The sequence below is a fragment of the Mesorhizobium sp. B2-3-11 genome (assembly GCF_006442215.1).
Classification (GTDB): Bacteria; Pseudomonadota; Alphaproteobacteria; order Rhizobiales; family Rhizobiaceae; genus Mesorhizobium; species Mesorhizobium salmacidum.
In genome coordinates this window covers 366,315-389,409 of the sequence record NZ_VFVS01000001.1, presented here as the reverse complement: position 1 = coordinate 389,409, position 23,095 = coordinate 366,315, and the positions used below count along the sequence as shown (strand labels likewise).

Below are 23,095 nucleotides of genomic sequence, written 5' to 3'. Positions count from 1 at the left end.
GGGAAATTCGATGGCAGATCAAAGCTGGGCAATGAAAGGAGAGCTCGTACTCTCCTGCAATTGCACGGTTTTTTGTCCTTGCGTGCTGTCGCTTGGCAGTCATCCTCCGACCGAGGGCTATTGCCAGACCTGGGCGGGTTTTCGTATCGACGCCGGCCATTTCGGCGAGGTCGACCTTTCCGGCCTCAATCTTGGGCTGATCATGGAAATCCCCGGTTACATGAGCCGCGGCAACTGGACCGCGGGCCTGTTCATCGACATCAGAGCCTCGGTCTACGTGGTCAAGGCATTGACCAAGATCTTCACCGGCAAGGCCGGCGGGACGACGTCGCTGCTCTCAATCCTTGTCGGCAAATTCCTGGGCGTCGAACAGGTGCCGATTACCTACGAGACGCGGGACAAGACGCGTATTTTCCAGATACCGAAGATCATCGACGGGGCGGTCACGCCAATCGCGGGCAAGGACCGCGAGAAGGATACGGTGATCACGAATTCCGAATACTGGATCGCGCCGGAGATCATCGTGGCGAGGTCCGACAAGAGCAAGATGCGCGCCTTTGGCCGCAACTGGAATTTCGCCGGCCGCTCGGCCGAAATCTGCAAGCTGGATTGGCGGGGCCCGTGAGAAAGAACACAAAGGCCCGGAAAATCGCCGAGAAGATCACCGAGCGGATTCCGCGACCGAAGAAGAAGGTCACCTGGCCGCAGGCGCGCGCGTTTTCGGTGCATCTGCTGACCGCCTCCGGTTCGTTCCTGGCTTTCCTGTCGCTGGTCGCGGCGAGCGAGGAGCGCTGGACGGCAATGTTCTGGTGGCTCGGACTGGCGCTGTTCGTCGATGGCATCGATGGGCCGATCGCCCGAAAGCTGGAGGTCAAGGAAATCCTGCCGACCTGGTCCGGCGAACTCCTCGACAACATTATCGACTATGTGACCTACGTGCTGATCCCGGCCTTCGCGCTCTACCAACGGGGCTTCATGGGCGAAGGCCTCTCGTTCCTTTCGGCCGCCATCATCGTCGTGTCGAGCGCGATCTATTATGCCGACACCGGCATGAAGACGAAGGAGAACTTCTTCAAGGGATTCCCCGTGGTCTGGAACATGGTGGTGTTCACTCTATTCGTCATCGAACCGGGACAATGGGTTTCGTTCGCGGTGGTCGTGGTGGCCGGTATTCTGACTTTTGTCCCGATAAACTTTATCCATCCGGTGCGGGTGGAGCGGCTGCGGCCGATCAATCTCGGCATGACACTGTTGTGGTGCGCCTTTGGCGCGCTTGCGCTTGCGCAGGCGGCGCTCGCCGCTTTCTACGATCAGATCGGCGTGCTGGGCGAGCAGGTCGGCACCTTCACCAAGATCGGCATTACCGTTACCGGGCTCTACCTTGCAACCATTGGTGGCCTCATGCAGTTCTTTCCAAACCTCGGCGCCAAAAAGGCCTGACCAGCCGCTTTCAAGGAAACCCGTCCATGTCCAAAGCGATCCGCATCCATGCCAATGGCGGCCCGGAAGTCCTGACCTATGAAGACGCCGATCCCGGCCAGCCGGGTTCGGGCCATATCCTGATCAGGCATACCGCGATCGGTCTCAACTTCATCGATGTCTATCATCGCTCGGGCCTCTATCCGCCGCCCGGCGGGTTTCCGCTCATTCCGGGCAGCGAAGCCGCCGGCATGGTGCTGGAAGTCGGCCAGGGCGTCGACTGGCTGAAGCCCGGCGACCGGATTGCCTATGCCGTGACGACGGGCGCTTATGCGCAAGAGCGCGTCATCGATGCCAGCAAGGTCGTCAAGGTGCCGGACGGCATCAGCGACGAACAGGCGGCCGCCATGATGCTGAAGGGCATGACCGCGGAATATCTGCTGCGCCGGACCTTCAAGGTGAAGGCAGGCGACACGATCCTGTTTCATGCAGCGGCCGGCGGCGTCGGGCTCATTCTGGGCCAGTGGGCGAAGCATCTCGGGGCGACGGTCATCGGCACCGCCAGCTCTGCCGACAAGATCGAACTGGCCAAGGCACACGGTTTCGATCACGTCATCAACTACAAGGAGCAGGATTTCGTCGCCGGCGTCGCCGCGATTACCGGCGGCAGGAAATGCGACGTTGTCTATGATTCCGTGGGCAACGACACATTTCCGGCCTCGCTCGACTGCCTCAAGCCGCTCGGTATGTTCGTCAGCTTCGGGCAGTCTTCCGGACCCATCCCGCCGTTTTCGATGTCGCTGCTGGCGCAGAAGGGCTCGCTGTTCGCCACGAGGCCGACGCTGTTCGTCTACAATGCTAAACGCGAGGACCTCGACGCCTCCGCCGCCGCACTGTTCGAGGTTGTGCTCAGTGGTGCTGTCGAGATTAAGATCAATCAGCGCTATGCGCTGAAGGACGCGGGCAAGGCACATCAGGATCTTGAAGGACGTAGAACGACAGGTACGACCGTCTTGGTTCCCTGACGACAGTCTGCCTGGGTTTTCAGCGTCCTGCCGCAGCGGCGGGCATGGTTTGCACCAAAAGCCGGCCAGCCGTATCCTTGTGCGAGAAGGGCTAATCTTTACCCTTGAGTTTCCGCTGAAATTCTTGAAGCTCTTTCAAGTCGGGTGCTGCTTTCGCACGAGAGCCGGCCGCGCATACGATGCCTGCGGGAACACAGAACATGTCCGGTAATCCGGATGGGAGGCACTGTGAGTGCAAATCATGATGGGGCGAACCTGCTTGAGGTTCGTGGCCTGACCAAGATATTCGGCACGTTGACAGCGTGCGACCATATCGACCTCAACATCGCCAAAGGTGAAATCCACGCTTTGCTCGGCGAAAACGGCGCCGGCAAGTCGACGCTGGTCAAGATGCTGTTCGGCTCGCTGGAGCCCAATTCGGGCGAGATTTTCTGGAATGGCCAGGCGGTGCGGATCACCGACCCTGGCGCCGCCAAGAAGCTCGGCATCGGCATGGTGTTCCAGCATTTTTCGCTGTTCGAGGCGCTGACGGCTGCCGAGAACATCGCGCTGTCGCTGGATGACGGCTCGCCGATCAGCAGCATCGCGGCCAAGGCGAGGGCGCTTTCCTACAGTTACGGCTTGCCGCTCGATCCGGAATCGCTGGTCGGCGATCTTTCGGTCGGTGAGCGCCAGCGCATCGAGATCATCCGTTGCCTGCTGCAGACGCCACAACTCATCATCCTGGACGAGCCGACATCGGTACTGACGCCACAGGAGGCCGACAAGCTGTTCGAGACGTTGGAACGGTTGCGCTCGGAAGGCAAATCGATCCTCTACATTTCGCACCGGCTCGAAGAGGTCAAACGCATCTGCGACCGCGCCACGGTGCTGCGGCATGGTAAGGTGGTCGGTCACTGCAATCCGCGCGAGCAGACAGCCTCATCGCTCGCCCGCATGATGGTCGGCAGCGAGGTGCAGGCCGTGGTGCGGGCGCCGGTCGAGGGGATCGAAACCGCGCAGCCGCTGCTCGAAATCCGCGGCCTCAACCGCAAGCCGGCAACGCCGTTTTCCATTCCGCTCAAGAACATCAGCCTCAATGTCCGCGCCGGCGAGGTGATCGGCATTGCTGGCGTCGCCGGCAATGGCCAGGGCGAGTTCTTCGAATCCGTCTCCGGCGAGGTTTTGCAGCAGGATACCGCCTCGGTGCGCATCCGTGGCAAGGACGCCGGCGGCCTCACCATTACCGGGCGGCGCTTGCTGGGGGGTGCCTTCGTACCGGAGGAGCGTCTCGGCCATGGTGCCGCACCGCGCATGAAACTCTCGGAAAACCTCCTGCTGTCGCGCCACGCCACGGACGGCAAGGCCTTTGTCGGCGCCGGTGGCATGGTCAGGAGCGGCGCCGTCTACGCCGCTTCGCAACGCATCATCGAGGCGATGGATGTGCGCAAAAGCGCGCCGGATCCCGAAGCAGCGGCACTTTCGGGCGGCAATCTGCAGAAATTCATCGTCGGCCGCGAACTCGACCGCCGGCCAAGCGTCATGGTGGTGAACCAGCCGACATGGGGCGTCGACGCCGGTGCCGCCGCCCACATCCGCCAGGCCCTGATCGAGCTCTCTCGCAGCGGATCGGCCGTACTGGTGATCAGCCAGGATCTGGACGAGCTGTTCGAGATATCGGACGCGATCGCGGTCATGCACAATGGCGAATTGTCCAAGCCGATGCCGATCGCCGAGGCGACTTTCGAGAAGGTCGGCCTGTTGATGGGCGGCGCCGAACCCGGCCACGCCGAACACACGCTGGAGACGGCATGATGCGCCTCGAACTCGTCAAACGCCCGCAGCGCTCGGCGCTGTTTTCGATGCTGTCGCCGTTCATCGCCTTCGCGCTGACCATCATCGCCGGAGCCATCATGTTCGCGCTGCTCGGCGTCAACCCGCTCAACGCATTCAAGATCTATTTCATCGAGCCGATCAGCCAGGTCTGGCAATTGCATGAGCTGGCAATCAAGGCCGCTCCGCTGATCCTGATCGCTGTCGGCTTGTCGGTCTGCTACAAGGCCAACATCTGGAACATCGGCGCCGAAGGCCAGTTCATCTTCGGCGCAATCTTCGGCTCCATCATTCCCGTGCTGTTTCCGCAATTCGAGGGCCCGCTGGTGCTGCCGCTGATGCTTCTGCTCGGCATGGTCGGCGGTGCGGCCTACGCGGCGATCCCGGCCTTGCTGAAGACCCGGTTCAATACCAACGAGATTCTGACCAGCCTGATGCTGGTCTATGTCGCGCAGCTGTTCCTCGACTGGCTGGTGCGCGGTCCCTGGCGCGATCCGCAGGGACACGGCTTTCCGCAGACGATCCAGTTCGGCGACTCGGCCGTGCTGCCGGAGCTGATGCCCGATGCCGGGCGAGCCAATTGGGGCTTCGTCTTCGCCCTGGTTGCGGCGGTGCTGATCTGGATCCTGATGGGCCGCATGCTCAAGGGTTTCGAGGTCCGCGTGCTGGGCTCCAGTCCGAGGGCAGGGCGGTTCGCCGGTTTCGGCCTGAACCGCATGGTGTTCTTCGCCTTCCTGCTGTCGGGCGCGCTGGCCGGGCTTGCCGGCATCTCGGAAGTCTCCGGTGCCATTGGGCAACTGCAGCCCGTGATTTCGCCCGGCTATGGCTTCACCGCCATCATCGTGGCCTTCCTTGGCCGTCTCAATCCGCTCGGCATCGTCGCCGCGGGCCTGGTTCTGGCGCTGACCTATCTCGGCGGCGAGGCGGTGCAAAGCGCGCTCGGCATTTCCGACAAGGTGGCGAGGGTGTTCCAGGGCATGCTGCTGTTCTTCGTGCTCGGTTGCGACACGCTCATTCATTACCGCATCCGATTGATCGGCCTTGCGCTGACCAGACAGGAAGCCCCCGCGAAGCTCGAGGCCGCGCCAAAGTTGAAGGAAGCCCGCTGATGGACATTACCGTCAACATCCTCCTGACCATCGCAACGGCGGCGACGCCGCTTTTGATCGCGGCGATCGGCGAATTGGTGGTCGAGCGCTCCGGCGTGCTCAATCTCGGTGTCGAAGGCATGATGGTCATGGGCGCCGTCGGCGGCTTCGGAGCCGGTTATCTGACCGGATCGCCCTGGATCGGCCTCCTGGCGGCGATCGCCGTGGGAGCGCTTTTCTCCCTGCTGTTTGCGGTCATGACGCTGTCGCTGGCCACCAACCAGGTGGCGACCGGCCTGTCACTGACACTGCTTGGTCTCGGGCTCTCCGGCATGATGGGAACGCGCTTCGTCGGCCAGCCTGGTGTCAGGCTGCCCAATCTCGACATTCCCGGCCTTAGTTCGATTCCAATCGTGGGCAGGCTGCTCTTTGGCCAGGATCCTGTGTTCTACATTTCGATCGCGCTGACGGCCGCGGTAATGTGGTTTCTGTTCAAGACGCGTACCGGGCTGACGCTGCGTTCGATCGGCGACAGCCACACATCGGCGCATGCGCTCGGCATCAAGGTCATCCGCTTCCGCTACCTGGCGGTCATCTTCGGCGGCGCTTGCGCCGGTCTTGCCGGCGGGCATCTGTCGCTGGTCTATACGCCGCAGTGGGTCGAGAACATGTCCGCTGGCCGCGGCTGGATCGCGCTCGCACTGGTGGTGTTCGCATCCTGGCGGCCATGGCGGGTGCTGGCCGGCGCCTACATCTTCGGCGCGGTCTGGATCGGCCAGCTTCATGCACAGGCTTTTGGCATTCCGGTGCCCTCGCAGATGCTTTCTTCTCTGCCCTATCTGGCAACCGTCGTGGTTCTCGTTCTAATCTCGCGCAACAAGCGTCTGACGATGATGAACACGCCGGCCTCCCTCGGGCAGCCATTCGTTCCGGATCGTTGACAACAACAAAAAGACGGGAAGCTCCAAGGCTTAACACAGAGAGGTAACACAATGAAAAAACTGCTTATTGCCCTGATGACGACGACAGCGGCTTTGTCGCTGGCGGCGTCCGCAGAGGCCGCTGACAAGTTGAAGGCCTGCTGGGTCTATACCGGCCCGATCGGCGATTTCGGCTATTCCTACCAGCACGACCAGGGCCGCCTCGAGGTCGAGAAAGCGCTCGGCGACAAGGTCGAAACCGCCTATCTGGAGAACGTCTCCGAAGGCCCCGACGCCGACCGGGCTTTCGAGCGTCTGGCGCGCGAAGGCTGCAAGATCATCTTCGGCACCTCGTTCGGTTTCATGGACGCCGAAGTGAAGGTCGCCAAGAAGTTTCCCAAGGTGATGTTCGAGCACGCCACCGGATACAAGACCGGGGACAATCTCGGCATCTACAATGCGCGCTTCTATGAAGGCCGCTACGTGCTCGGCCAGATCGCCGCAAAGGAATCGAAGTCCGGCGTCGCCGGCTACATCGTCTCCTTCCCGATCCCCGAAGTGGTGATGGGCATCAACTCCTTCATGCTCGGCGCGCAATCGATCAATCCGAACTTCAAGGCCAAGATCGTCTGGGTGAACTCGTGGTTCGATCCGGGCAAGGAAGCCGACGCCGCCAAGGCACTGTTCGACCAGGGCGCCGACATCATTGTCCAGCACACCGACTCGACCGCTGCCCTGCAGGTGGCCGAAGAGCGCAAGCTGCACGGCTTCGGCCAGTCGTCCGACATGATCAAGTTCGCGCCGAACGCGCAGCTGACCTCGCTGACCGACGAGTGGGGTCCTTATTACATCAGCCGCGTGCAGGCAGCCATCGACGGCAGCTGGAAGCCGGACAATGTCTGGCTCGGCATCAAGGACGGCGCGGTCAAGCTCGCGCCCTACACCAACATGCCCGACGACGTGAAGGCGATGGCCGAAGCGACCGAAAAGAAGATCGCCGGCGGCTGGAACCCCTTCACCGGGCCGATCGCCAAGCAGGACGGCTCGGCTTGGCTGAAGGACGGCGAGGTCGCCGACGACGGCACGCTGCTCGGCATGAATTTCTACGTCAAGGGCGTCGACGACAAGCTGCCGCAATAAGCAGCGGATCACCTCGGATACTGAGAGGGCGCCGCGAGGCGCCCTTTTCATTTGTCGGGAAAGCGAGGAAGGGTCAGACGGCCGAACCGTAGAGATCATAGGCGTCGGCGCGCTCGACCTTGACGGTGACGATATCACCGGCGCGCAACGGCCGGCGCGACTGGATGTGGACCGAGCCGTCGATCTCAGGCGCGTCATATTTGGTGCGGCCCTTTGCCGAGTTCCCATGCGCTTCGTCGATCAGCACCGGCAGCCGTTTGCCGACCTTCCTGGCCAGCTGCGTCGCTGAGATCTTCTGCTGGCGCTGCATGAAGCGATGCCAGCGCGCCTCCTTGATCTCCTGAGGCACCTGCTCGAGCCCAAGGTCGTTGGAACGGGCGCCCCTGACCGGCTCGTATTTGAAGCAGCCGGCGCGATCGATCTTCGCTTCATCCAGCCAATCGAGCAGCATCTCGAAATCGTCGTCAGTTTCGCCGGGGAAGCCGACGATGAAGGTCGAGCGGATGGCGATATCCGGGCACACGTCGCGCCAGCCGCGAATGCGCTCAAGCGTCTTTTCGCCATGGGCGGGCCGGCGCATGTTCTTCAGCACCTGCGGCGAGGCATGCTGGAAGGGGATATCCAGATAGGGAAGGATTTTTCCCTCGGCCATCAGCGGAATGACGTCGGCGACATGCGGATAAGGGTAGACATAGTGCATGCGCACCCAGATGCCGAGCTTGCCCAACTCCTCCGAGAGATCGAGGAATTTCGCCCGCACTTCGCGGTCGCCGAACATGGACGTCTGGTACTTGATGTCGATGCCGTAGGCGCTGGTATCCTGCGAGATGACGAGGAGTTCCTTGACGCCGGCCTTGGCCAATTTTTCGGCTTCGCGCAGCACATCGGCCGCAGGCCGCGAAACGAGGTCTCCGCGAAGTGCCGGGATGATGCAGAAGGTGCAACGGTTGTTGCAGCCTTCCGAAATCTTCAAATAGGCATAGTGGCGCGGCGTCAGCTTGACGCCCTGCGGCGGCAGGAGGTCGATGTAGGGATCGTGCGAGGGAGGGGCAGCCTCATGGACGGCGGCCATCACGCTCTCATAGGCCTGCGGCCCCGTGATCGCCAGCACGTTGGGGTGCTTCTCGCGGATCACGTCCGGCTCGGCGCCCAGACAGCCGGTGACGATGACCCTGCCGTTTTCCGAAAGCGCGGAGCCGATGGCGTTGAGCGACTCGTCGCGAGCGGAATCAAGGAAACCACAGGTATTGACGACAACGAGATCGGCGCCGTCATGCTTGCGGGCGATCTCGTAGCCCTCGGCCCGCAGACGCGTGATGATGCGCTCGGAATCCACGAGCGCCTTCGGGCATCCAAGGCTGACGAAACTGACGCGAGGGGCGGACATAGGCAAGTTTCCAATGGGGGCACGGGCCGAAACGGTGCCCCGGCCTCAAGTCGCTGTAAATGTCGGTCTGTGGCGCATGGCCGGAGCCAATACGCGCGGCGCAATAGCACGGGTTCAGCAATCAAGCAAACCTGTCGATGGGCTGGTCCACGCCATCAGGGTGGCTCAGTGGCCTCCTGATCCGAACCAGGGTGCTAAAAAAGCGAAATGATCGGGGAATTGCTGCACGGCCCCATCAAGCAGCATCTTGACCGCGACATAGAGGATGATGACCAGGCCGACATAGGCAATCCAGCGGTATTTGTGCAGCAGACGCGCGACGAACGACGCGGCAAAGCCCATCAACGCGATCGACAGCGCCAGTCCGACAATCAGCACAGTCGGATGGTTCATGGCCGCTCCCGCCACGGCAAGGACATTGTCGAGCGACATCGACACGTCGGCAATGACGATCTGCCAGGCGGCTTGCGAGAAGGTCTTGCTTGGCCCCTTGCCGCCGACGACGCCATCCTTGTCGAAGTCGCCGTTCGACAGCGCTTCGGTGGCGTCGCGCTCGTCGTCGTGGCTGACACGCAATTCGCGCCACATCTTCCAGCAAACCCACAGCAGAAGCAGGCCGCCACCGATAAGCAGCATGGGACCAATGGTCAGCAGCCATTGCGTGATCAAGGCGAAGAAAATGCGAAGAACGGTGGCAGCCGCGATGCCGACAAGAATGGCTCGCTTGCGTTGGCTGACCGGCAGGCCGGCCGCCGCAAGGCCGATGACAATGGCATTGTCACCCGCGAGGGCAAGATCGATAGCGATGACCTGAAGAAGAGCCGAAAAGCCCGCGGTGGTAAAAATTTCCATCGACCTGGAAGCCCTTCGTCGAGTGTTCGTCGTCGATCGTCGCAACGGGCCTAAAGGCATGGTCCGCTGGCGTCAAGTCGCAGCACCGGACAACGCTGGAAAACCATTTTCGTGGCGGTGGAACCACGCGAGATTCTCAACAGCCGCCGACTGCAGCCAGATGCCGGCGCGAGCCCGCGAGAACCTAATCGTAGAGATTGTATTTCGCCCAGTCGGCTTCCGGGATCTCATCCCCGATCCGATAGCGGAGCTGGAGAACGTCCATATGGTCCGGTCCCGTCTGGCATTTGAATTTCAGCCGGTACCATTGTCCCTTGCTGCGGAACGCCGCACCAGGGCTCCGGATCGCGTCGGCGCTCATCTCTGGCGTCGCGAAGGCGTATGCGACGACGCGGTCGGCCTTGAACTTGCGGTCGTCATGAGAGATGCGGTCGAGGATTTCGGCGTCGCAACGCTGTTCGAGGCGAGTTTGCGGATCGAGTTTCAGGAGGCCGGCGCGCAGGGCGCTGTCCATGGCGCTGGCCGGAAAAGCCAGGGCCAAGGACGCCACGGCCGTCATACATAGTGTCTTCATGGGCGGGACTAGCAGCATGTTTTGTCTGAAAAATCAACCAACAGGCCTGGCAGGTTCCCGTGTTCAGGCGGTCGGCGCGTTCAAAATCCCGTGTCGTGTTTCATCGTCGGACGACCGCGGCCAACGGATCAGCGAGGCGTGCGTAACGCCGTCCCCAAGACTTGGCCGGCGCCAACCTGTTGTCGGAGAAACACCTTGGTGTTCTGATCGAGATTCCGCCAATCGCAGTCGCACAATGCAGCTTCCATGGCATAGAGCGCGAGGATCGTCACATGCCGGCCAAATCGAAACTTCAGGCGACGATAGGCTTCGACCGAGCCGAGATTGCGCAAATCGTCGTCGGAGACAATGTCGATTTCCGCCAACATCCGCGCCGTCGCCGGGCCAAGGTTTCGCATGTCCTGGATGCGCACCATCACCATGCATCCCCTGGTTCGATCGGCAAATCCCGCTCAAAATGACCGACGGCATAGAGCACGTTCACGATCATCCTGGCGAACTGTCCGGGGCCTGCGGCCAACGGATCAGCGAGGCACGGCCAGCGTCGGTGAGATCGTAGACGCCGCGGTCGACGCGCGCGAACCAGCCATAGACATTATGCAGCAGGATCTTTGGCGCAAGCGGCGTCAGCGCCTTCAGGTCGCGTGGGCGCTTGGGCCCGTCCGCCAACGCCGCGGCGCAGGCGAGGGCACTCTGCCGGTAGGCGGTCATGATCGGAGTGCGCGATCCTCCGCCGGCGACAGGATCGCCGCGGCGGCGCTGGTGCTCGTCGACAAGGCGAGAACGCCGTCGCGCATTCTTGCGCGGCGCCACGGCGATCGGACTGAGAAGCACTTCGACCCGATCATTGGCGGTTACGCCAATCAGGCCGAAGCCGAGCCGACGGCAAAGGTTGCGGAACCTGGCATCGCTTTCGCGCCCCTTGCCACGCGCCGACATGCGCGCCGCCAGCCACACTTCATCGCAAGCAGCCGCGCGGTCGACGCCCTGCAGAACCAACTCGAGATTGAACTGCAGTTTCAACTCGCAGATGACGACGATCGGGGGCTCTCCCTCGCGCAGCGCGACGATATCGCAGCCGCCAATTTCGCCTTTCACGACGAAGTCGAGGTTTTCGAGGAAACGCTTCACCGGCGCATAAAGTGAGGTCTCGTTCATGCCGCAAGGCTTAGCCGATTCGACGTGAAAAGCCTCGCAGGCGAAATGATGTCTCGCGTGCATGGCCCGGAGCTAGGACTCCGGAAGCGGTGCGGCAGGGCTCAAGGATGAATTTTTTTGAGGAAAGCCAGCAGCACGTGGTTGAACTGGTCGGGACGCTGCAAGGGCGCGAAATGACTGACCTCGGGCAGCATGACCAATTCCGATCCCGGTATGCTGTGGGCCAGATAGATCGCGTGCTCGTCCTTGATAAACTCGTCGTGCTCGCTTTGGACGATCGCCACGGGCACGCCGATGTCTCCCAGTTCGGCGGCGCCGTAATTGGGTTCGCTCTTCATCATCAGGCCGACAGCTTTGACAAACGCATCGAATTGACCTGGCGTGGTCGACAGCTCGGCATAGTCCTTTTTGTGCCGGCTGAAACACCGCTCGATGACCGGACTGGCCTCGAACTCCTTCGTGCCGCTGGGATCCATATTGCAGCCGAAGAAGAACACACCCGCGATGCGATCGGCGGCCTTCATCCCAAGGATCAGGGCAACGCAGGCGCCATCGCTCCAACCCACTGCGATAGCCTTGTTCAATTGCAGGCGGTCCATCACCGCCAGGACATCCGAGGCCATCAGTTCGTATTTGTACGGCCGTTCGTCGCGGGTGCTGCGTCCATGGCCGCGGCTGTCGATGGTGACGACCTGATAGCCGTGCTTGACCAATGACGGGACCTGAAATCCCCAATTGCCGCTATGGCCAAGGCCGCCATGCAACAGGATCACGGGATAACCCGTCCCAAACGTCGCGTACCAGATCTTTGCGCCCTCGTGCTCCACCTGACCTTCGTCCGCCGCGGCCGGCAAAGGAGCGGCGCCATGCGCTTCGAATTTCGTGAGGTCGTCGTCGCGATAATCCATGCCGAAACCAGCCTCGTGGCAAATTGCGCAGGACCTACATCTATCGCCGGCACCCGCCGACACCAACCCACGAAGGAATTTCTGCTGCCATCAGGCGACACGACAAGTGGGATTGTGTTGCCGCCCTGAACGCCGTTCGGCGCGAAGCAGCCAGCATCGGGCGGCAACAGCCGCGGTCAATATCTGCCGTCAGGTGTTGCTCTCCGGCATTGCCCGATTCGATCGTTTCCTGCGGCGCAGCAGTGGATAGCCAATCTGTCCGAAGTAGCTGGAGGGGACCGGATCATCGACGCCATACTTCTCAGGCACTTTGTTGCCAGTCGCATTGTAGGTGCCGAACACCACGTCGAGGAAGGGCAACTGTCCGGCGAAGTTCTTGTCATAGGCTTCGCGTTGGTTGGCATGGTGCCAGCGATGGAACTGCGGGCTGGCGATAAGCCACTTCAAGGGGCCGAACGGAATTCGCAAGTTCGAATGAACGAGCAGCGTGTGCCAGAAGTAGATGACGGAAAAGACCGCGATCGAAGCTTCGGAAAATCCGAGAAAAAAGATCGGAGTCAGCGAAATTGCCTTCGTGATTATGGAGTCGACGGGGTGAGAGTGGAATGCACCGAGCCAGTCCAGTTCCTCGATGCCGTGATGGACCGCATGGAACTTCCAAAGCGCGGGGATTTCGTGAAACGCACGGTGCGCCCAGTAGACACCTGTATCGGTAATCACGATGATTTCGGCGACCTGCAGCCAGATTGGCTGGCCGCCGATCGCGTGCGTTACCGATTGCGGGACCAGCATTGCAGCGGCTTCGAGCGTGTTCGCCGCGATCAGGACTACTACTGCCTTTATTACGAGGCCGTTGAACAGCATATAGATCAGGTCGACACCCAAGCCGTCGCGCAGGATCTTCTGCGGTCGCTCTGCAAACAGATGCTCGAACGGAACGAAGATCAGCGCGCAGATCAACAGCCCCTTGATGCCAAAGATATCCATTCGACCGCTATCGCCTTGCCTTGGCCAGCGCCAACCGCGCTTCAGTTTCCGACAGAACCACATTTCTCCTTTCGAAAGGCTTGATGCCGGCCGCCTGTGTCATGCTCACGGCTTGTCACGCACTCGCCGTGTGTCACATCCGCGTCGCAAGCTGGCGCTACTTGGTCGGCGCGCGCTTGTCGAACGCAGCGCAACGCGCGTCCTCCCAGGACTAACCCCTCCGGTCCCTGCCGGCGGGGTTTTTCATTTTCCAGAACCATATTGTCGGTCGCGAGTTGTCCTTGCTATTGTGGCATTGCGGTCAGCACAGGGACGCCCATCATGGATACAAGCGAAATGAGTGCGATCGGCGACACTCTCATGAGGATCGTCACGCCCGACATGTCTCCCAAGCAGCTTGTCAAAGCTGCCCGGAAAGCGCACCCCAAGGCCTCCAAGAAGGACATTGCGAGAGCAGCCTTCTTCTCGATCATCGCGAACGCGGACCAGGACATCGGCAAGGCCAGGAACCTGCAGGCATTTGCCATCGCGGAGCGCACACAGCAATCGGACTGAGCAAGTCGGCGCCTTGGCGTTGGACTTACTATCGCTGCGCGATCACACTTCATCGCCGGGGATAAGCCGCCCGGCAGACCGACATGACGGTATCGCGCAGCCAACGATGCGCCGGGTCGGCATCCATGCGAGGATGCCACATCGCCGATATCTTGAACTCCGGAATGGGAAGCGGGAGCTCGAAGCTCTCGAGACCCGCCGTGACGGCATGGTCGCTTGCGCCGGCGTTGCCGAAACACGAGCGCGGCACGGTCGCGACCAGATCCGATTGGCGCACGATCCGCATTGCATCGGGGTAGCCGGGCACGACAACCACGACGGTGCGTCCAAGGCCAAGCTTCACCAAGGTTCCATCGATCGGCTCGACGACATTTCCTTCCCGTGATGCCACCACATGCTTGCAGGCGGCGTAGCGTTCGGGCGTCACACAGGCGCCCGTCAGAAGCGGGTGTCCGGCCCGGGCCACGCCGACATATTTGTCGTGGAACAGGAACTGGGTGCGGATCTCGGGCGCGGACGTTCCAAGCAAACCGATCTCCAGATCGATGAGACCTTCCCGAAGCGGACGCGCGTCCTTGTCGGGCTTGGGTGTGAAGCGCAGGCGAACACGGGGCGCCGCACGGGTGACCGCAATCACGACCGGGCCGGAAAGGAATTCCAGGAATGCTTCGCTGGCGCGAATGGTGAATGTCAATTCGAGCTTGGCCAGGTCCAGGCGCATGTTTTGCGGCCGTAGAACAGCTCGCACATCCCGGCTGAGCTCATGGACGCGATCGCGCAATTCCGTGGCGCGGGGCGTGGGCACAAGCCCGCGTCCGGCCCGGACGAGCAGCGGGTCGCCGGTGGCAGCGCGAAGTCGCGTGAGCGTCCGGCTCATCGCCGAGGTGCTCAAGCCGAGCCGGCGGGCCGCCCCCGTCACGCTGCCTTCGGCAAGCAAGACGTCCAGCGCCACGAGAAGGTTCAAGTCCACATTGTCCATGGCACAGCCTTATCGCAGCTGTTCTGGCAGACATAGCGCCGGATGCAATCATAGTTTGAATTTGGCGCGTCTGGCGCGTGGCTTCCGCTTGCCCATATCTGCGGTCACCCAGCAAACGAAAGAGATTGCCCAATGTCCGCAGACGTTCTGAACACCCCATCAGGTACAGCCCTTCTTATCGGCGCATCGCGCGGCCTCGGCCACGCAATGGCGGCCGAGTTCCTCAGGAAAGGCTGGCACGTCGTTGGCACGATCCGGGAAAGCGGCGGCCGGACCAAGCTGCACGATCTCGCGGATGAGTTCGACGGCCGGCTCGAAATCGAGACGGTCGACATCTGCGAGCCCGATCAGGTCGCGGCCTTGCGCGACCGGCTGTCGGGCAGGGCATTCGACATAGTGTTCGTCAATGCCGGCGTGACAAACAACCCGGCTGAAACGATCGCTGATGTGACGACCGACGAGTTCGTTCGCGTGATGGTCACAAATGCACTCAGCCCGATGCGTGTCCTTGAGGGTCTGGAGCCATTTGTCCCGGCGACCGGTCTGATCGGCGTGATGTCGTCCGGGCAGGGCAGCATTTCCAACAACGAAACAGGTCAACGTGAGGTCTACCGCGGCAGCAAGGCGGCGCTGAACATGCTCATGCGAAGCTTCGCGGCCCGTCATGCCGCAACATCGCGTGCCATGGTGCTGATGGCGCCTGGATGGGTCCGTACTGAGTTGGGCGGACCAGATGCACGGCTGAGCATCGAGGAAAGCGTGCCCAGCCTTGTGAACGTCCTGATTGCCATGCGGGGAACCTCGGGGTTGACCTATGTCGACTATCTCGGCCGCACCGTCCCCTGGTGATATGGCCCGCCAAGCGGAACGTCGCAAACGTCACCGGCACCGCACGATGGTTCTGGAGAAAGAGGGAAAGGATCGAGCGTCGGCGCTCAATCCTTAAGCGTCGGTCCTGTGCGGAAAGTGCAGGCGTCTGAAAGCCTACATGTTGCTGGCGGCGTGATGCTGCGGCGGAGCCGGTCTGTTCTTGGCGGGCCGGGGTTTGATGTGAACCGGCCGATCGGCGAGTGTTTTCACTATCGGCGGCATCACGCGCTGCTTGGCAGCTACGCGCTCGCGTTTCACCATCTTGGCGACAAAGCTCCGCACTTCAAACATAAAGGGCTCCTCCCAGATGCCCTCCCGCGAGTCCATCCTACGCCTGCTGAAGGCCAACCGCATCTAGATTCGGCATGATCAACCCGCCTCCCTGCCTTTGCTGCCGCTCCTCGCCCTCACCGCAGCGCTGGCCGTCGTCGGCGCCCCGCTGCTGCACTGAAAGGAAACACGATCCCCCCACATCAAAACTCAATATTTGCAGGTTTAGCTCGGCTGCTCAGGTGCCCGGGCTTTCTTCGTCTGTGGCGGAAAAGTCACGCAACCCGGATAATGCGGTGCTTCAACTGGTGCGCGCTTATTATGCAACCAGGCGAGGCGTATCGTCATCGAGGGTAAAGGGGGCCACCCTTGACCGCACGCGCTTCATTTCCTCCCATGAACTAGCGCCCGCTGCGCAAAACGTAGCGGGCGTTTTCTTGATTCAGGGCGTCAAGGCGCGGCGGGTTCGGCTTCCACATTGTCAGGCTCGACAGCCGTCAAGAGGCAGTGCTTCAAGCCATCGCCGACAAATTTATAGCGCTCCACAAGGGTGATCCCGTGAAGGCGCTAAAGGAAATGATCGTGCTCAATGGGCATCTGCAACAGCGGCTCGATACGTTGTCCGAATCGCGGAAGCGCCAATGACAAGGCCTAAAGACTTTCCGCCACTGTGGTTTGGTGCATCTGATGTGCAGCAAGCAGCGCATAAGCTGATCCACCTCATGTTAATTGCGAAACGTCAGGTTGAAATTGTGCAAACAAGCATTGCTTTGGCTGATGCAGGATTTTCGGAAATCGGCCGCTATCTTTCAGCGATTGCCGATGCTGCCCCGACGGAAAGAAGGCCTGAAGCAGTCGCGAAGGAACGGTTTGAACAGGCAAAAGATTGGACCTATATAGGCGCTCACTCCGCGATTAGGAGCCTTTATTTTTTTAAAGAGACCCTTGAGGAAATGGCTGATTTTTTGGCCGGATCGCAGCTGTCATCGGCTCTCATTAATAGTTCCGTCCCCCAAAAGGCCATCGCCCAATTCGACGCCGCCTTTCCGACTATCAAAACAACTCGCAATGCATGAGCCCACTCGGCGGAAAACGCTATGAAGCCCGAAGAGCATTGGGTGACAACCGGGGCCGATGGACCTCTGATCAAAGCAGCAGCCGGTTCGACGTTCGTAGTTATGGACTCTTTCGAGAACAAAACCTTTGTCACCACGCGTCGGGAGAAATCCTCCGGCTGGATATAACATCTTCGACGTATCAGGTTATTTTGGCGACCCATGAAATGCTGATCGAAGGACTACAACCATTGCAGCCTATTTTTCGCCCCTGAAATCCTGCAATGCCTTTGCCGCCTGGGGGAATTCGGACCCAGAACCGAATCGATCTGGCTGGTAGGTTGGTTAGTTGGTCACTAACCAAAAATCGCCAAACCCTATGGTTTCCGGGCTTTTCAGGGCGTGACTTGGCGGAGGGAGTGGGATTCGAACCCACGGTGAACTTGCGCCCACGCCGGTTTTCAAGACCGGTGCCTTAAACCGCTCGGCCATCCCTCCTGCTAAGCTTTTCAAGTGCTTAGAGGCTTTGCGAACCTGCCGTTTGTGGCAGTTGGTACCGGATTGGTACCGGAGTCCTTGCAGACCGTTCGCGCTTCATTCCTCTAGGGCGCTGCGCAAGGCGATGTCAACCACTGCGGCGGCGCCTTCCTGTTGTCCTGGCAGCATGTGCGCATAAATGTTTAGCGTCACCGAGGGATTGGCGTGACCGGCCCGGGCCGAGACGACGTGCACCGGAACCCCGCTGCGCAACAAATGCGTAATGTGGGTGTGGCGTAGACCATGGAAGGTGACATGCGGAACGCCAGCGGCTTCCGCCTCCCGAGCGAACTCTTTCGAGAATGGGCGAGGGGTCCGCATCCGGCCGTCATAGGTCGGGAACACAAGATCCTTGTCGTCCTTGCCGAGCCCGAGCTTAAGGCGCTGTTCGGCGAGTTCCTTACGATGCCGGCGTAGCTCGACCACAAGGCGCGCGGGCAGGGCGATGGTGCGGCGGCTGCGATCGGTCTTCGGTTCCTTAATTGCCAGACCGGCTTTTGTTTCCTCTACAACCTGGGCGACCTGTAGGGTAGCGCGGTCGAGATCGATATCTTTCCAGCGCAACGCCAGCACTTCACCGCGCCGCATTCCCGTCGACGCGGCAGTCATCACCGGCATATAGAGGGAGCGGCCTTTCAGATGGCGCAACAGGGCTTGCAGCTCTGCGTCGTCAAGAACCTGGATTTCCTCCCTGCGAACCTTGGGCGTGGTCTGGACGGCCGCCATGGGCGATTGGCGCAGCTTCCGAGCCTTCACCGCTGATGACATGATCTGCGAAAGCAGCCGGTGGATATGCTGGACGGTTTGCGGCGCAAGCCCTCCCTTGCCATCCCGTCTGCCGGCAGTCCGTAGGTGTTGGTAAAATTCATCGATTTTGCTGCCGTCAAGCTTCTGCAGGGCAGTGGTGCCGAGGCGCGGGATAATGTGCTGCTCGACAATCTCGCCATATCGTTCGAGGGTTTTGGCCGATGCCTTGGCCGGCGCAATGGTCTTGATCCAATGCCGGCAATATTCCGCGACCGTGGCGACCGACCTTTCAACGAAGGTGCCTTCGTCGACCTGATGGAGGCGCCGGTTCAATTCGGCTTCGGCCTCTTTCTTGGTGCCGCGTATCGTTGCGACTTGGGTCAGGCGCTTGCCTGTAACGGGATCGGTGCCGAGATCGAATTTGATCCGCCAGGACGTCTTGCCGCGACGAGTGATGTTACCGCGCATCAGTTTCTCCCTCGTCGAATTTGGCCTTGATCTCGATCTTGCCGGCGCTGGCGAGGTGGTTGATGAACCGAGCTTTCAGCGACTCGATGTAAAGCGCGATATCTTCCGGGTCAGACCCAAGCGCCACGACGTCTTTGATGAGGCTATCAATGACGTCGAAGGAAGCTTTCAGCCGACAGTCAGGATCAGCCATCCATTCTTTGTCAGTCCAGTCGGTATGGCCTTTCTGAGCTGCAACGAACTGGCCCTCCTGCGCCAGCCGGCCAGCCTTCATGATCGCCCAAAACCGGATTTCTGGGCTGGTGAAAAGTCGCTCGTCACTGAACGATCTCTCTAAACGGTATTCGGCTTCCTGGCTTTGAGACCGACCGTTTTTAGAAGCCTCGGCGTCAAGGCGCTCCTTCATCTCGGCAGTAACCCTCAAGCCAAGCGACACCCTTTCACCGGGCGTCGGCGCCTTCGTGGGGCGGCCTCGCTTCTTCTCACCCACCGTCATGCTTGATACTCCCTTCCTGTGCCTATTTTCTATACGGGCACAGAAAAGGCTTGTAAAGGAGGGACGGCCAGAATATTTTCTGCGCAGGTACAGAAAAGGAGCCCCTGCATGAATGACCAACTTGGCCGCGCCACTCTCACCATTGTAGAAGCATCTCGCCGTCTGGGCATTGGAAGGAACCAGGCCTATGAGGCCGCCCGCAAGGGCGAGATCCCAAGCATCAAGATCGGCAAGCGTTTGCTGGTCCCGAAGGTCGCGCTCGAAAGGATGTTGAGCGGCGAGGCGGCATGATGAAGCACGCCGTCATGACCACAGACCACAATGACGCCGGGCCTCTTGAAGAGGCGGTCGCCTGGTTCGTCGACAATCACCAACTATGCGAACGCCCGTTCATTCCAGCGCTACGCCGCCGCTTCGGCCTTTCGGCGCGCGAAGCCATCCATGTGATGCGTATCGCCAATCTCAGAACTGATTGGCAGGGAGGCGCCAATGCTGCGACCTCCTCTTAATGCAGAGAAGCCGGCGTCGTTCGAGCAAACGACCACCGGCTTCGAAACGTCACGCTTGCCAGCAAATGACGGTTTCCACGATAGCAAATCCGATCACAGCACACAACGGCAGCTTGATCCGCGCTGGCACGCCCAGCGTGCCTGGAATGCCCGCAACCGCCACGCGCGCCACGCTCACGCCATGGTCGCCGTCGCCATAAAGAAAGGCGAGTTGATCAGGGAGCCTTGCGCCGAATGCGGTGCCGAGCCGACCGACTTTCACCACGACCCCGATCGATACGAGGACGTGTTGAGCGGGGAATTTCTCTGTCGCTTACATCATCGCCGCCGGCATGCACATCTGCGGAAGATAGGTGGCTCGTGAGCAAGCTTGCCAGGGGCTCCTTCTACTGCCTGCCCAACGCGGCGCGCCGCGACAATCGCCTGACCGGGACCGACCATCGCGTCCTTGGTGCTATCACATTCTTCGATCGCGGCGGCGCCAATGGTCGTGGCTGTTTTGCCACTCAGACGAAAATTGCAGCCGAGGCGGCCTGCGATGTTCGAGCCGTCAAGCGCTCGATTCAGCGACTTGTTGAGTTCGATCTCCTGCTAGTTGCGAAGAGTGACCAGGACGCCCGACGAAACACCCTGCATGTCGTCTACAAAGATGAATTAGGGGACAATCCTGCCCCCTATTCAGCCCCCCAAAAGGGGGCAATCCTGTCACCTATTACCCCCGAGATAGGGGACAACGGTTTTGGAGATGTCGTTGAAAATCAAAGACATGCCGAACATAAGGAAATTAGGTTAAACCTAAAAGGAAATGCAGTAGAAACTGCAGCACCCTTGGTGCCGTCCAAAGGAAATGCAGTGGAAACTGCGCCGAAGCCCTCCGGGCATTCAGCGAATTCTCCTCCAGGGAATGCAGATGACATCGTAGGTAGCGCCGTCCTCTCCATGCGGGACGACGCCCCATTCGTTGCCAAGCTCGACCGGGAAGTGAGTAGCGGCAGGCTGTTCAGGCAGGATTTGGCCGAACAGATATACAGGCGCCTGGAAAGAATTAACGAAGGCTACGAGCTCGGAGATCCCATTGCAGGCCGGGCCTATCGGCTACTTCAGACCGAACTGTGCAGAGACGGCTGTTGCTTCGATAAGGACGGCGTTCCGACGTGGGGGCAGCACCCATGAGCGAGAAGCTATTGGCCTCGAAAGCCGCCAACGGCGCAAAGAGGCTCTTGAGCGAAGGGGAGCCAGGACGCAACGCTGGCGCCCTTCGTGCCACGACCAGCACCGAACGCTCGAAAGCAAAACGCAGCCGCGATCGATCCGGGCTGGTTCCCCTGCAAATCGATGTCGATGAGGTGGCAGTTTCCGAGTTCATGATTTTGGGCGGATGGCTTCCCTGCAACCAGGCCGACAATCGAAAGGCGCTGCGCAAGGCGCTCGGAAGCTGGATTGCCGCCGCCTCATCACCGGCCGCCTACGAAGAAAGTGCAACAGCGTTGCGTCGTGCCTTTGCAGAAGCTGGCATGGTGAATCGGGCTTAAAGGAAATCGCATGGCAAAGACGCTGAAGATCATCCACGCCGCAGACCGCATCATCGAAGGCACCGCGTCATCGACCGCGCGAAACCACGGTGACGGCGAAAGACTGGATCCTGCCGGCGTGACCCTCACGAACGATTTTGTGCCGCTTTACCTATCGCACGACAAGAGCCGGCAAGTCGGCCAGGTTCTGGAATTGCAGCCCAAGGGGCAACGGCTGCGCTTCAAAGCCCGCGTTGACGATGCAGAGGTGTTCGCAGAGATCGAGCGCGGCGAATGGCCTACGTGTTCGGTGGGCTCGAAGACCGTCCGCGCCGAAAGACTGTCGGACAACAGCTACATCGCTCGCGAGTGGCAGATCACAGAAATCAGTCTGGCAAAAAAATGGACGAACGCCAATCCAGACGCTGAAGTCGACGCCGTCTACAGCGAGGAACGTTCTTCCGAAGTGGAATTGGCCGAGTCGCCGCCAGCTGTCGACGTCACCAGGCGGCTCGCTGATGGGGCCGTGAAGATAGAACCGCCCGGCTGGAAAGCTGGTGATCCGATCTTTGTTCCCGGATTGGACGCTCCGGCTCCGCCGCCGCTACCAGTCTACAAGAAGCCCCCCGGCAGTCCTGTGAGGATAGCGAGGCGTGCTCGGAAGCGCGGCGATCCCATCCTTGTTCCTGGCCTTGCCGGTCCCGGCGAAGCAGACGCCGGTCGAGATAAAGCCATCTCGCCAGATAAGGCCAAAGCCGCCGAAATCTCGCGCGTTGCAGACCGCATCAAGGAAATCGACGCAGCCGTCAAAAAATTGGAGCGACGCGCTTACTACAAATTCAAGGACGGGCAACTGATCAACGCGATCAACGCCGCAACCGATAAGTTGGCGAGGGAGCGTGCCACGCTCACCGAGCGTGAGGTCGGGCTGGAAACAGGCCTGATCGATATGCAGAAGGAAGCGGCGGCCAAGGTCGAAGCCAGGCAGCAAAAGGCGATGCCAGCCGCACCGGCCCGGCAATTTCCCGTGCAAGTGTTGCCACCGGAACCGGCTTATCCAAGCGGCGCACGCAAGGCCGGTGATAGCCAGCGCATCGAAGACGCGCGCGAGGCGTTCGACACCTATTACGAGATCAAACTGATGAATGATCTGGCGGCATCCGGCATTTCGCCAGATGCGACGGTCTCCATCGAACTGCTTGCCGTGATGCGATCGCAGGCATTGTCGGCGATGTATTGGGAGGCCAAACGCTTCAGCGAGCTGGAAGACCGGGTGCGCGAATTGGAGTCGAACGCGCTCGGCTACAGCGGCATCTTCGACGAGACTAAGACCTATCATCCAAACGAGTTCTGCACATATGCCGGCAGCTTGTGGGCCGCAACGATGGTCACAAAAGGCGTGAAACCAGGTGACGGCGCGGTGTGGCGCCTAGCAGTCAAGCGAGGCGGATGAGATGCCCAAGACGCCATCACCGCTACGGCCGCCGCAGAAGGCCGGCATCATAGCCATAAAGGAGACCAAGCCGTGACCGTTGAGACCTTCGATATCACCGGGAAGAGCCTGGACGAGGCGATGGAAATGACCGCCGCGTCGATCGACAAGCACATTGCCGAGCAACTGTTACGAGACGAGGTTTTTATCGCTGATCGTGGTGCCACCAAGCGGGAACTTGCCTCCTTCATGGAAGACCGCAAGCGCACGCTCGACACGTGGAAGACCGATGTCATCGCCGAAATACGTCGCGGCCTGGATGAGCCGACAGCACCGAGCGCGAAGCTTCAGTGAGTTCGATGCGTAACAAGGTGATGGCCGAGTCCACTACCGGCC

The 23,095-nt window shown here is 60.6% G+C and carries 28 protein-coding genes and 1 tRNA gene; 16 read left to right on the top strand and 13 right to left on the bottom strand.

Annotated elements, in window-relative coordinates; genetic code table 11:
• Nucleotides 1-10 precede the first annotated feature (10 nt).
• From FJ960_RS02070 to FJ960_RS02040, 7 genes are all read left to right on the top strand, one after another.
• Nucleotides 11-625 carry a DUF1326 domain-containing protein gene (locus tag FJ960_RS02070; RefSeq protein WP_140505343.1) on the top strand — a complete coding sequence of 205 codons (615 nt, stop codon included), beginning with the start codon at nucleotides 11-13 and terminating at the stop codon, nucleotides 623-625.
• Nucleotides 622-1,440: a phosphatidylcholine synthase gene (pcsA, locus tag FJ960_RS02065; protein ID WP_027142699.1), complete on the top strand. Its 819-nt coding sequence runs from the start codon at nucleotides 622-624 to the stop codon at nucleotides 1,438-1,440. Before FJ960_RS02070 ends, pcsA begins: the two co-directional genes overlap by 4 nt.
• Before the next feature lie 26 nt (nucleotides 1,441-1,466).
• A complete protein-coding gene (locus tag FJ960_RS02060; RefSeq protein ID WP_140711583.1) occupies nucleotides 1,467-2,444 on the top strand; it encodes a quinone oxidoreductase in 978 nt (325 codons plus the stop codon).
• Between the two features lie 216 nt (nucleotides 2,445-2,660).
• Entirely contained in the window at nucleotides 2,661-4,238 is a 1,578-nt protein-coding gene (locus FJ960_RS02055) for an ABC transporter ATP-binding protein (RefSeq protein WP_181174130.1), read from the top strand.
• Nucleotides 4,235-5,365 (top strand): ABC transporter permease, encoded by a 1,131-nt coding sequence (locus FJ960_RS02050; protein ID WP_140711581.1) that lies wholly within the window; start codon nucleotides 4,235-4,237, stop codon nucleotides 5,363-5,365. Before FJ960_RS02055 ends, FJ960_RS02050 begins: the two co-directional genes overlap by 4 nt.
• Nucleotides 5,365-6,285 carry an ABC transporter permease gene (locus FJ960_RS02045; protein WP_140505335.1) on the top strand — a complete coding sequence of 307 codons (921 nt, stop codon included), beginning with the start codon at nucleotides 5,365-5,367 and terminating at the stop codon, nucleotides 6,283-6,285. The genes FJ960_RS02050 and FJ960_RS02045 overlap by 1 nt, the downstream gene beginning before the upstream one ends.
• Nucleotides 6,286-6,336: 51 nt before the next feature.
• Complete coding sequence (locus FJ960_RS02040) at nucleotides 6,337-7,404, top strand: BMP family ABC transporter substrate-binding protein (RefSeq protein WP_027142704.1); 1,068 nt, start codon at nucleotides 6,337-6,339, stop codon at nucleotides 7,402-7,404.
• A gap of 73 nt (nucleotides 7,405-7,477) precedes the next feature.
• Here FJ960_RS02040 and rimO read toward each other — a convergent pair whose 3' ends face one another.
• From rimO to FJ960_RS02005, 7 genes are all read right to left on the bottom strand, one after another.
• Complete coding sequence (gene rimO, locus FJ960_RS02035) at nucleotides 7,478-8,791, bottom strand: 30S ribosomal protein S12 methylthiotransferase RimO (protein ID WP_140711580.1); 1,314 nt, start codon at nucleotides 8,789-8,791, stop codon at nucleotides 7,478-7,480.
• 165 nt (nucleotides 8,792-8,956) lie between these two features.
• A complete protein-coding gene (locus FJ960_RS02030; protein ID WP_140505329.1) occupies nucleotides 8,957-9,643 on the bottom strand; it encodes a TerC family protein in 687 nt (228 codons plus the stop codon).
• A gap of 184 nt (nucleotides 9,644-9,827) precedes the next feature.
• The gene (locus FJ960_RS02025; protein ID WP_032935075.1) at nucleotides 9,828-10,235 is read right to left on the bottom strand and encodes a DUF930 domain-containing protein; all 408 of its coding nucleotides are present in this window, start codon (nucleotides 10,233-10,235) and stop codon (nucleotides 9,828-9,830) included.
• Nucleotides 10,236-10,345: 110 nt separating this feature from the next.
• On the bottom strand, nucleotides 10,346-10,633 hold the full coding sequence (locus tag FJ960_RS02020) for a TfoX/Sxy family protein (protein ID WP_181174129.1): 288 nt from the start codon (nucleotides 10,631-10,633) through the stop codon (nucleotides 10,346-10,348).
• 70 nt (nucleotides 10,634-10,703) lie between these two features.
• Complete coding sequence (locus FJ960_RS02015) at nucleotides 10,704-11,375, bottom strand: DUF2161 family putative PD-(D/E)XK-type phosphodiesterase (RefSeq protein WP_140711578.1); 672 nt, start codon at nucleotides 11,373-11,375, stop codon at nucleotides 10,704-10,706.
• 101 nt (nucleotides 11,376-11,476) lie between these two features.
• Entirely contained in the window at nucleotides 11,477-12,283 is an 807-nt protein-coding gene (locus FJ960_RS02010; protein ID WP_140711577.1) for an alpha/beta hydrolase, read from the bottom strand.
• Between the two features lie 189 nt (nucleotides 12,284-12,472).
• Complete coding sequence (locus FJ960_RS02005) at nucleotides 12,473-13,270, bottom strand: sterol desaturase family protein (protein ID WP_140711576.1); 798 nt, start codon at nucleotides 13,268-13,270, stop codon at nucleotides 12,473-12,475.
• 321 nt (nucleotides 13,271-13,591) lie between these two features.
• On the opposite strand from FJ960_RS02005, the gene FJ960_RS02000 reads away from it, so the two are divergent.
• Nucleotides 13,592-13,825: a hypothetical protein gene (locus FJ960_RS02000; RefSeq protein ID WP_140711575.1), complete on the top strand. Its 234-nt coding sequence runs from the start codon at nucleotides 13,592-13,594 to the stop codon at nucleotides 13,823-13,825.
• 49 nt (nucleotides 13,826-13,874) lie between these two features.
• Here the strand turns inward: FJ960_RS02000 and FJ960_RS01995 are convergent, their stop codons facing one another.
• Nucleotides 13,875-14,804 (bottom strand): LysR family transcriptional regulator, encoded by a 930-nt coding sequence (locus FJ960_RS01995; RefSeq protein ID WP_140711574.1) that lies wholly within the window; start codon nucleotides 14,802-14,804, stop codon nucleotides 13,875-13,877.
• Between the two features lie 132 nt (nucleotides 14,805-14,936).
• Between FJ960_RS01995 and FJ960_RS01990 the strand changes: the two genes are divergently transcribed.
• Nucleotides 14,937-15,653, top strand: coding sequence for an SDR family oxidoreductase (locus tag FJ960_RS01990; RefSeq protein ID WP_140711573.1), 717 nt, complete (start codon nucleotides 14,937-14,939; stop codon nucleotides 15,651-15,653).
• A 135-nt stretch (nucleotides 15,654-15,788) separates the two neighbouring features.
• On the opposite strand, the gene FJ960_RS01985 is transcribed toward FJ960_RS01990, so the two are convergent.
• The gene (locus tag FJ960_RS01985) at nucleotides 15,789-16,001 is read right to left on the bottom strand and encodes a hypothetical protein (protein ID WP_140711572.1); all 213 of its coding nucleotides are present in this window, start codon (nucleotides 15,999-16,001) and stop codon (nucleotides 15,789-15,791) included.
• A gap of 584 nt (nucleotides 16,002-16,585) precedes the next feature.
• On the opposite strand from FJ960_RS01985, the gene FJ960_RS01980 reads away from it, so the two are divergent.
• Nucleotides 16,586-17,020 carry a hypothetical protein gene (locus FJ960_RS01980; protein ID WP_140711571.1) on the top strand — a complete coding sequence of 145 codons (435 nt, stop codon included), beginning with the start codon at nucleotides 16,586-16,588 and terminating at the stop codon, nucleotides 17,018-17,020.
• 387 nt (nucleotides 17,021-17,407) lie between these two features.
• Here FJ960_RS01980 and FJ960_RS01975 read toward each other — a convergent pair.
• The 3 genes from FJ960_RS01975 to FJ960_RS01965 form a co-directional block, all read right to left on the bottom strand.
• Nucleotides 17,408-17,497, bottom strand: a tRNA-Ser gene (locus FJ960_RS01975).
• Nucleotides 17,498-17,593: 96 nt separating this feature from the next.
• Complete coding sequence (locus FJ960_RS01970; RefSeq protein ID WP_140711570.1) at nucleotides 17,594-18,751, bottom strand: site-specific integrase; 1,158 nt, start codon at nucleotides 18,749-18,751, stop codon at nucleotides 17,594-17,596.
• Nucleotides 18,741-19,247: a TraY domain-containing protein gene (locus tag FJ960_RS01965; RefSeq protein ID WP_140711569.1), complete on the bottom strand. Its 507-nt coding sequence runs from the start codon at nucleotides 19,245-19,247 to the stop codon at nucleotides 18,741-18,743. Before FJ960_RS01965 ends, FJ960_RS01970 begins: the two co-directional genes overlap by 11 nt.
• A 108-nt stretch (nucleotides 19,248-19,355) precedes the next feature.
• Here FJ960_RS01965 and FJ960_RS01960 point away from each other — a divergent pair, with 108 nt between their 5' ends.
• Nucleotides 19,356-19,538: a helix-turn-helix domain-containing protein gene (locus tag FJ960_RS01960; RefSeq protein WP_140711568.1), complete on the top strand. Its 183-nt coding sequence runs from the start codon at nucleotides 19,356-19,358 to the stop codon at nucleotides 19,536-19,538.
• Nucleotides 19,535-19,756: a hypothetical protein gene (locus tag FJ960_RS01955; RefSeq protein ID WP_140711567.1), complete on the top strand. Its 222-nt coding sequence runs from the start codon at nucleotides 19,535-19,537 to the stop codon at nucleotides 19,754-19,756. The genes FJ960_RS01960 and FJ960_RS01955 overlap by 4 nt, the downstream gene beginning before the upstream one ends.
• Before the next feature lie 49 nt (nucleotides 19,757-19,805).
• Here the strand turns inward: FJ960_RS01955 and FJ960_RS01950 are convergent, their stop codons facing one another.
• The gene (locus tag FJ960_RS01950) at nucleotides 19,806-20,021 is read right to left on the bottom strand and encodes a hypothetical protein (RefSeq protein ID WP_140711566.1); all 216 of its coding nucleotides are present in this window, start codon (nucleotides 20,019-20,021) and stop codon (nucleotides 19,806-19,808) included.
• 95 nt (nucleotides 20,022-20,116) lie between these two features.
• On the opposite strand from FJ960_RS01950, the gene FJ960_RS01945 reads away from it, so the two are divergent.
• The 4 genes from FJ960_RS01945 (at nucleotide 20,117) to FJ960_RS01930 (ending at nucleotide 23,053) form a co-directional block, all read left to right on the top strand.
• A complete protein-coding gene (locus tag FJ960_RS01945; RefSeq protein ID WP_181174128.1) occupies nucleotides 20,117-20,929 on the top strand; it encodes a helix-turn-helix domain-containing protein in 813 nt (270 codons plus the stop codon).
• A complete protein-coding gene (locus tag FJ960_RS01940) occupies nucleotides 20,926-21,288 on the top strand; it encodes a hypothetical protein (RefSeq protein ID WP_140711564.1) in 363 nt (120 codons plus the stop codon). Before FJ960_RS01945 ends, FJ960_RS01940 begins: the two co-directional genes overlap by 4 nt.
• A 10-nt stretch (nucleotides 21,289-21,298) precedes the next feature.
• Nucleotides 21,299-22,720, top strand: coding sequence for a hypothetical protein (locus FJ960_RS01935; protein ID WP_140711563.1), 1,422 nt, complete (start codon nucleotides 21,299-21,301; stop codon nucleotides 22,718-22,720).
• A 72-nt stretch (nucleotides 22,721-22,792) separates the two neighbouring features.
• Nucleotides 22,793-23,053 carry a hypothetical protein gene (locus FJ960_RS01930; protein WP_140711562.1) on the top strand — a complete coding sequence of 87 codons (261 nt, stop codon included), beginning with the start codon at nucleotides 22,793-22,795 and terminating at the stop codon, nucleotides 23,051-23,053.
• Nucleotides 23,054-23,095 lie beyond the last annotated feature (42 nt).

Bases quoted from the DNA above. Each gene is read 5' to 3' on its own strand.
- FJ960_RS02070 (WP_140505343.1), top strand. From the start codon at position 11: ATGGCAGATCAAAGCTGGGCAATGAAAGGAGAGCTCGTACTCTCCTGC.
- FJ960_RS02060 (WP_140711583.1), top strand. From the start codon at position 1,467: ATGTCCAAAGCGATCCGCATCCATGCCAATGGCGGCCCGGAAGTCCTG.
- FJ960_RS02055 (WP_181174130.1), top strand. From the start codon at position 2,661: ATGGGAGGCACTGTGAGTGCAAATCATGATGGGGCGAACCTGCTTGAG.
- FJ960_RS02050 (WP_140711581.1), top strand. From the start codon at position 4,235: ATGATGCGCCTCGAACTCGTCAAACGCCCGCAGCGCTCGGCGCTGTTT.
- FJ960_RS02045 (WP_140505335.1), top strand. From the start codon at position 5,365: ATGGACATTACCGTCAACATCCTCCTGACCATCGCAACGGCGGCGACG.
- FJ960_RS02040 (WP_027142704.1), top strand. From the start codon at position 6,337: ATGAAAAAACTGCTTATTGCCCTGATGACGACGACAGCGGCTTTGTCG.
- rimO (WP_140711580.1), bottom strand. From the start codon at position 8,791: ATGTCCGCCCCTCGCGTCAGTTTCGTCAGCCTTGGATGCCCGAAGGCG.
- FJ960_RS02030 (WP_140505329.1), bottom strand. From the start codon at position 9,643: ATGGAAATTTTTACCACCGCGGGCTTTTCGGCTCTTCTTCAGGTCATC.
- FJ960_RS02025 (WP_032935075.1), bottom strand. From the start codon at position 10,235: ATGCTGCTAGTCCCGCCCATGAAGACACTATGTATGACGGCCGTGGCG.
- FJ960_RS02020 (WP_181174129.1), bottom strand. From the start codon at position 10,633: ATGGTGCGCATCCAGGACATGCGAAACCTTGGCCCGGCGACGGCGCGG.
- FJ960_RS02015 (WP_140711578.1), bottom strand. From the start codon at position 11,375: ATGAACGAGACCTCACTTTATGCGCCGGTGAAGCGTTTCCTCGAAAAC.
- FJ960_RS02010 (WP_140711577.1), bottom strand. From the start codon at position 12,283: ATGGATTATCGCGACGACGACCTCACGAAATTCGAAGCGCATGGCGCC.
- FJ960_RS02005 (WP_140711576.1), bottom strand. From the start codon at position 13,270: ATGGATATCTTTGGCATCAAGGGGCTGTTGATCTGCGCGCTGATCTTC.
- FJ960_RS02000 (WP_140711575.1), top strand. From the start codon at position 13,592: ATGGATACAAGCGAAATGAGTGCGATCGGCGACACTCTCATGAGGATC.
- FJ960_RS01995 (WP_140711574.1), bottom strand. From the start codon at position 14,804: ATGGACAATGTGGACTTGAACCTTCTCGTGGCGCTGGACGTCTTGCTT.
- FJ960_RS01990 (WP_140711573.1), top strand. From the start codon at position 14,937: ATGTCCGCAGACGTTCTGAACACCCCATCAGGTACAGCCCTTCTTATC.
- FJ960_RS01985 (WP_140711572.1), bottom strand. From the start codon at position 16,001: ATGGACTCGCGGGAGGGCATCTGGGAGGAGCCCTTTATGTTTGAAGTG.
- FJ960_RS01980 (WP_140711571.1), top strand. From the start codon at position 16,586: ATGACAAGGCCTAAAGACTTTCCGCCACTGTGGTTTGGTGCATCTGAT.
- FJ960_RS01970 (WP_140711570.1), bottom strand. From the start codon at position 18,751: ATGCGCGGTAACATCACTCGTCGCGGCAAGACGTCCTGGCGGATCAAA.
- FJ960_RS01965 (WP_140711569.1), bottom strand. From the start codon at position 19,247: ATGACGGTGGGTGAGAAGAAGCGAGGCCGCCCCACGAAGGCGCCGACG.
- FJ960_RS01960 (WP_140711568.1), top strand. From the start codon at position 19,356: ATGAATGACCAACTTGGCCGCGCCACTCTCACCATTGTAGAAGCATCT.
- FJ960_RS01955 (WP_140711567.1), top strand. From the start codon at position 19,535: ATGATGAAGCACGCCGTCATGACCACAGACCACAATGACGCCGGGCCT.
- FJ960_RS01940 (WP_140711564.1), top strand. From the start codon at position 20,926: ATGAGCGAGAAGCTATTGGCCTCGAAAGCCGCCAACGGCGCAAAGAGG.
- FJ960_RS01935 (WP_140711563.1), top strand. From the start codon at position 21,299: ATGGCAAAGACGCTGAAGATCATCCACGCCGCAGACCGCATCATCGAA.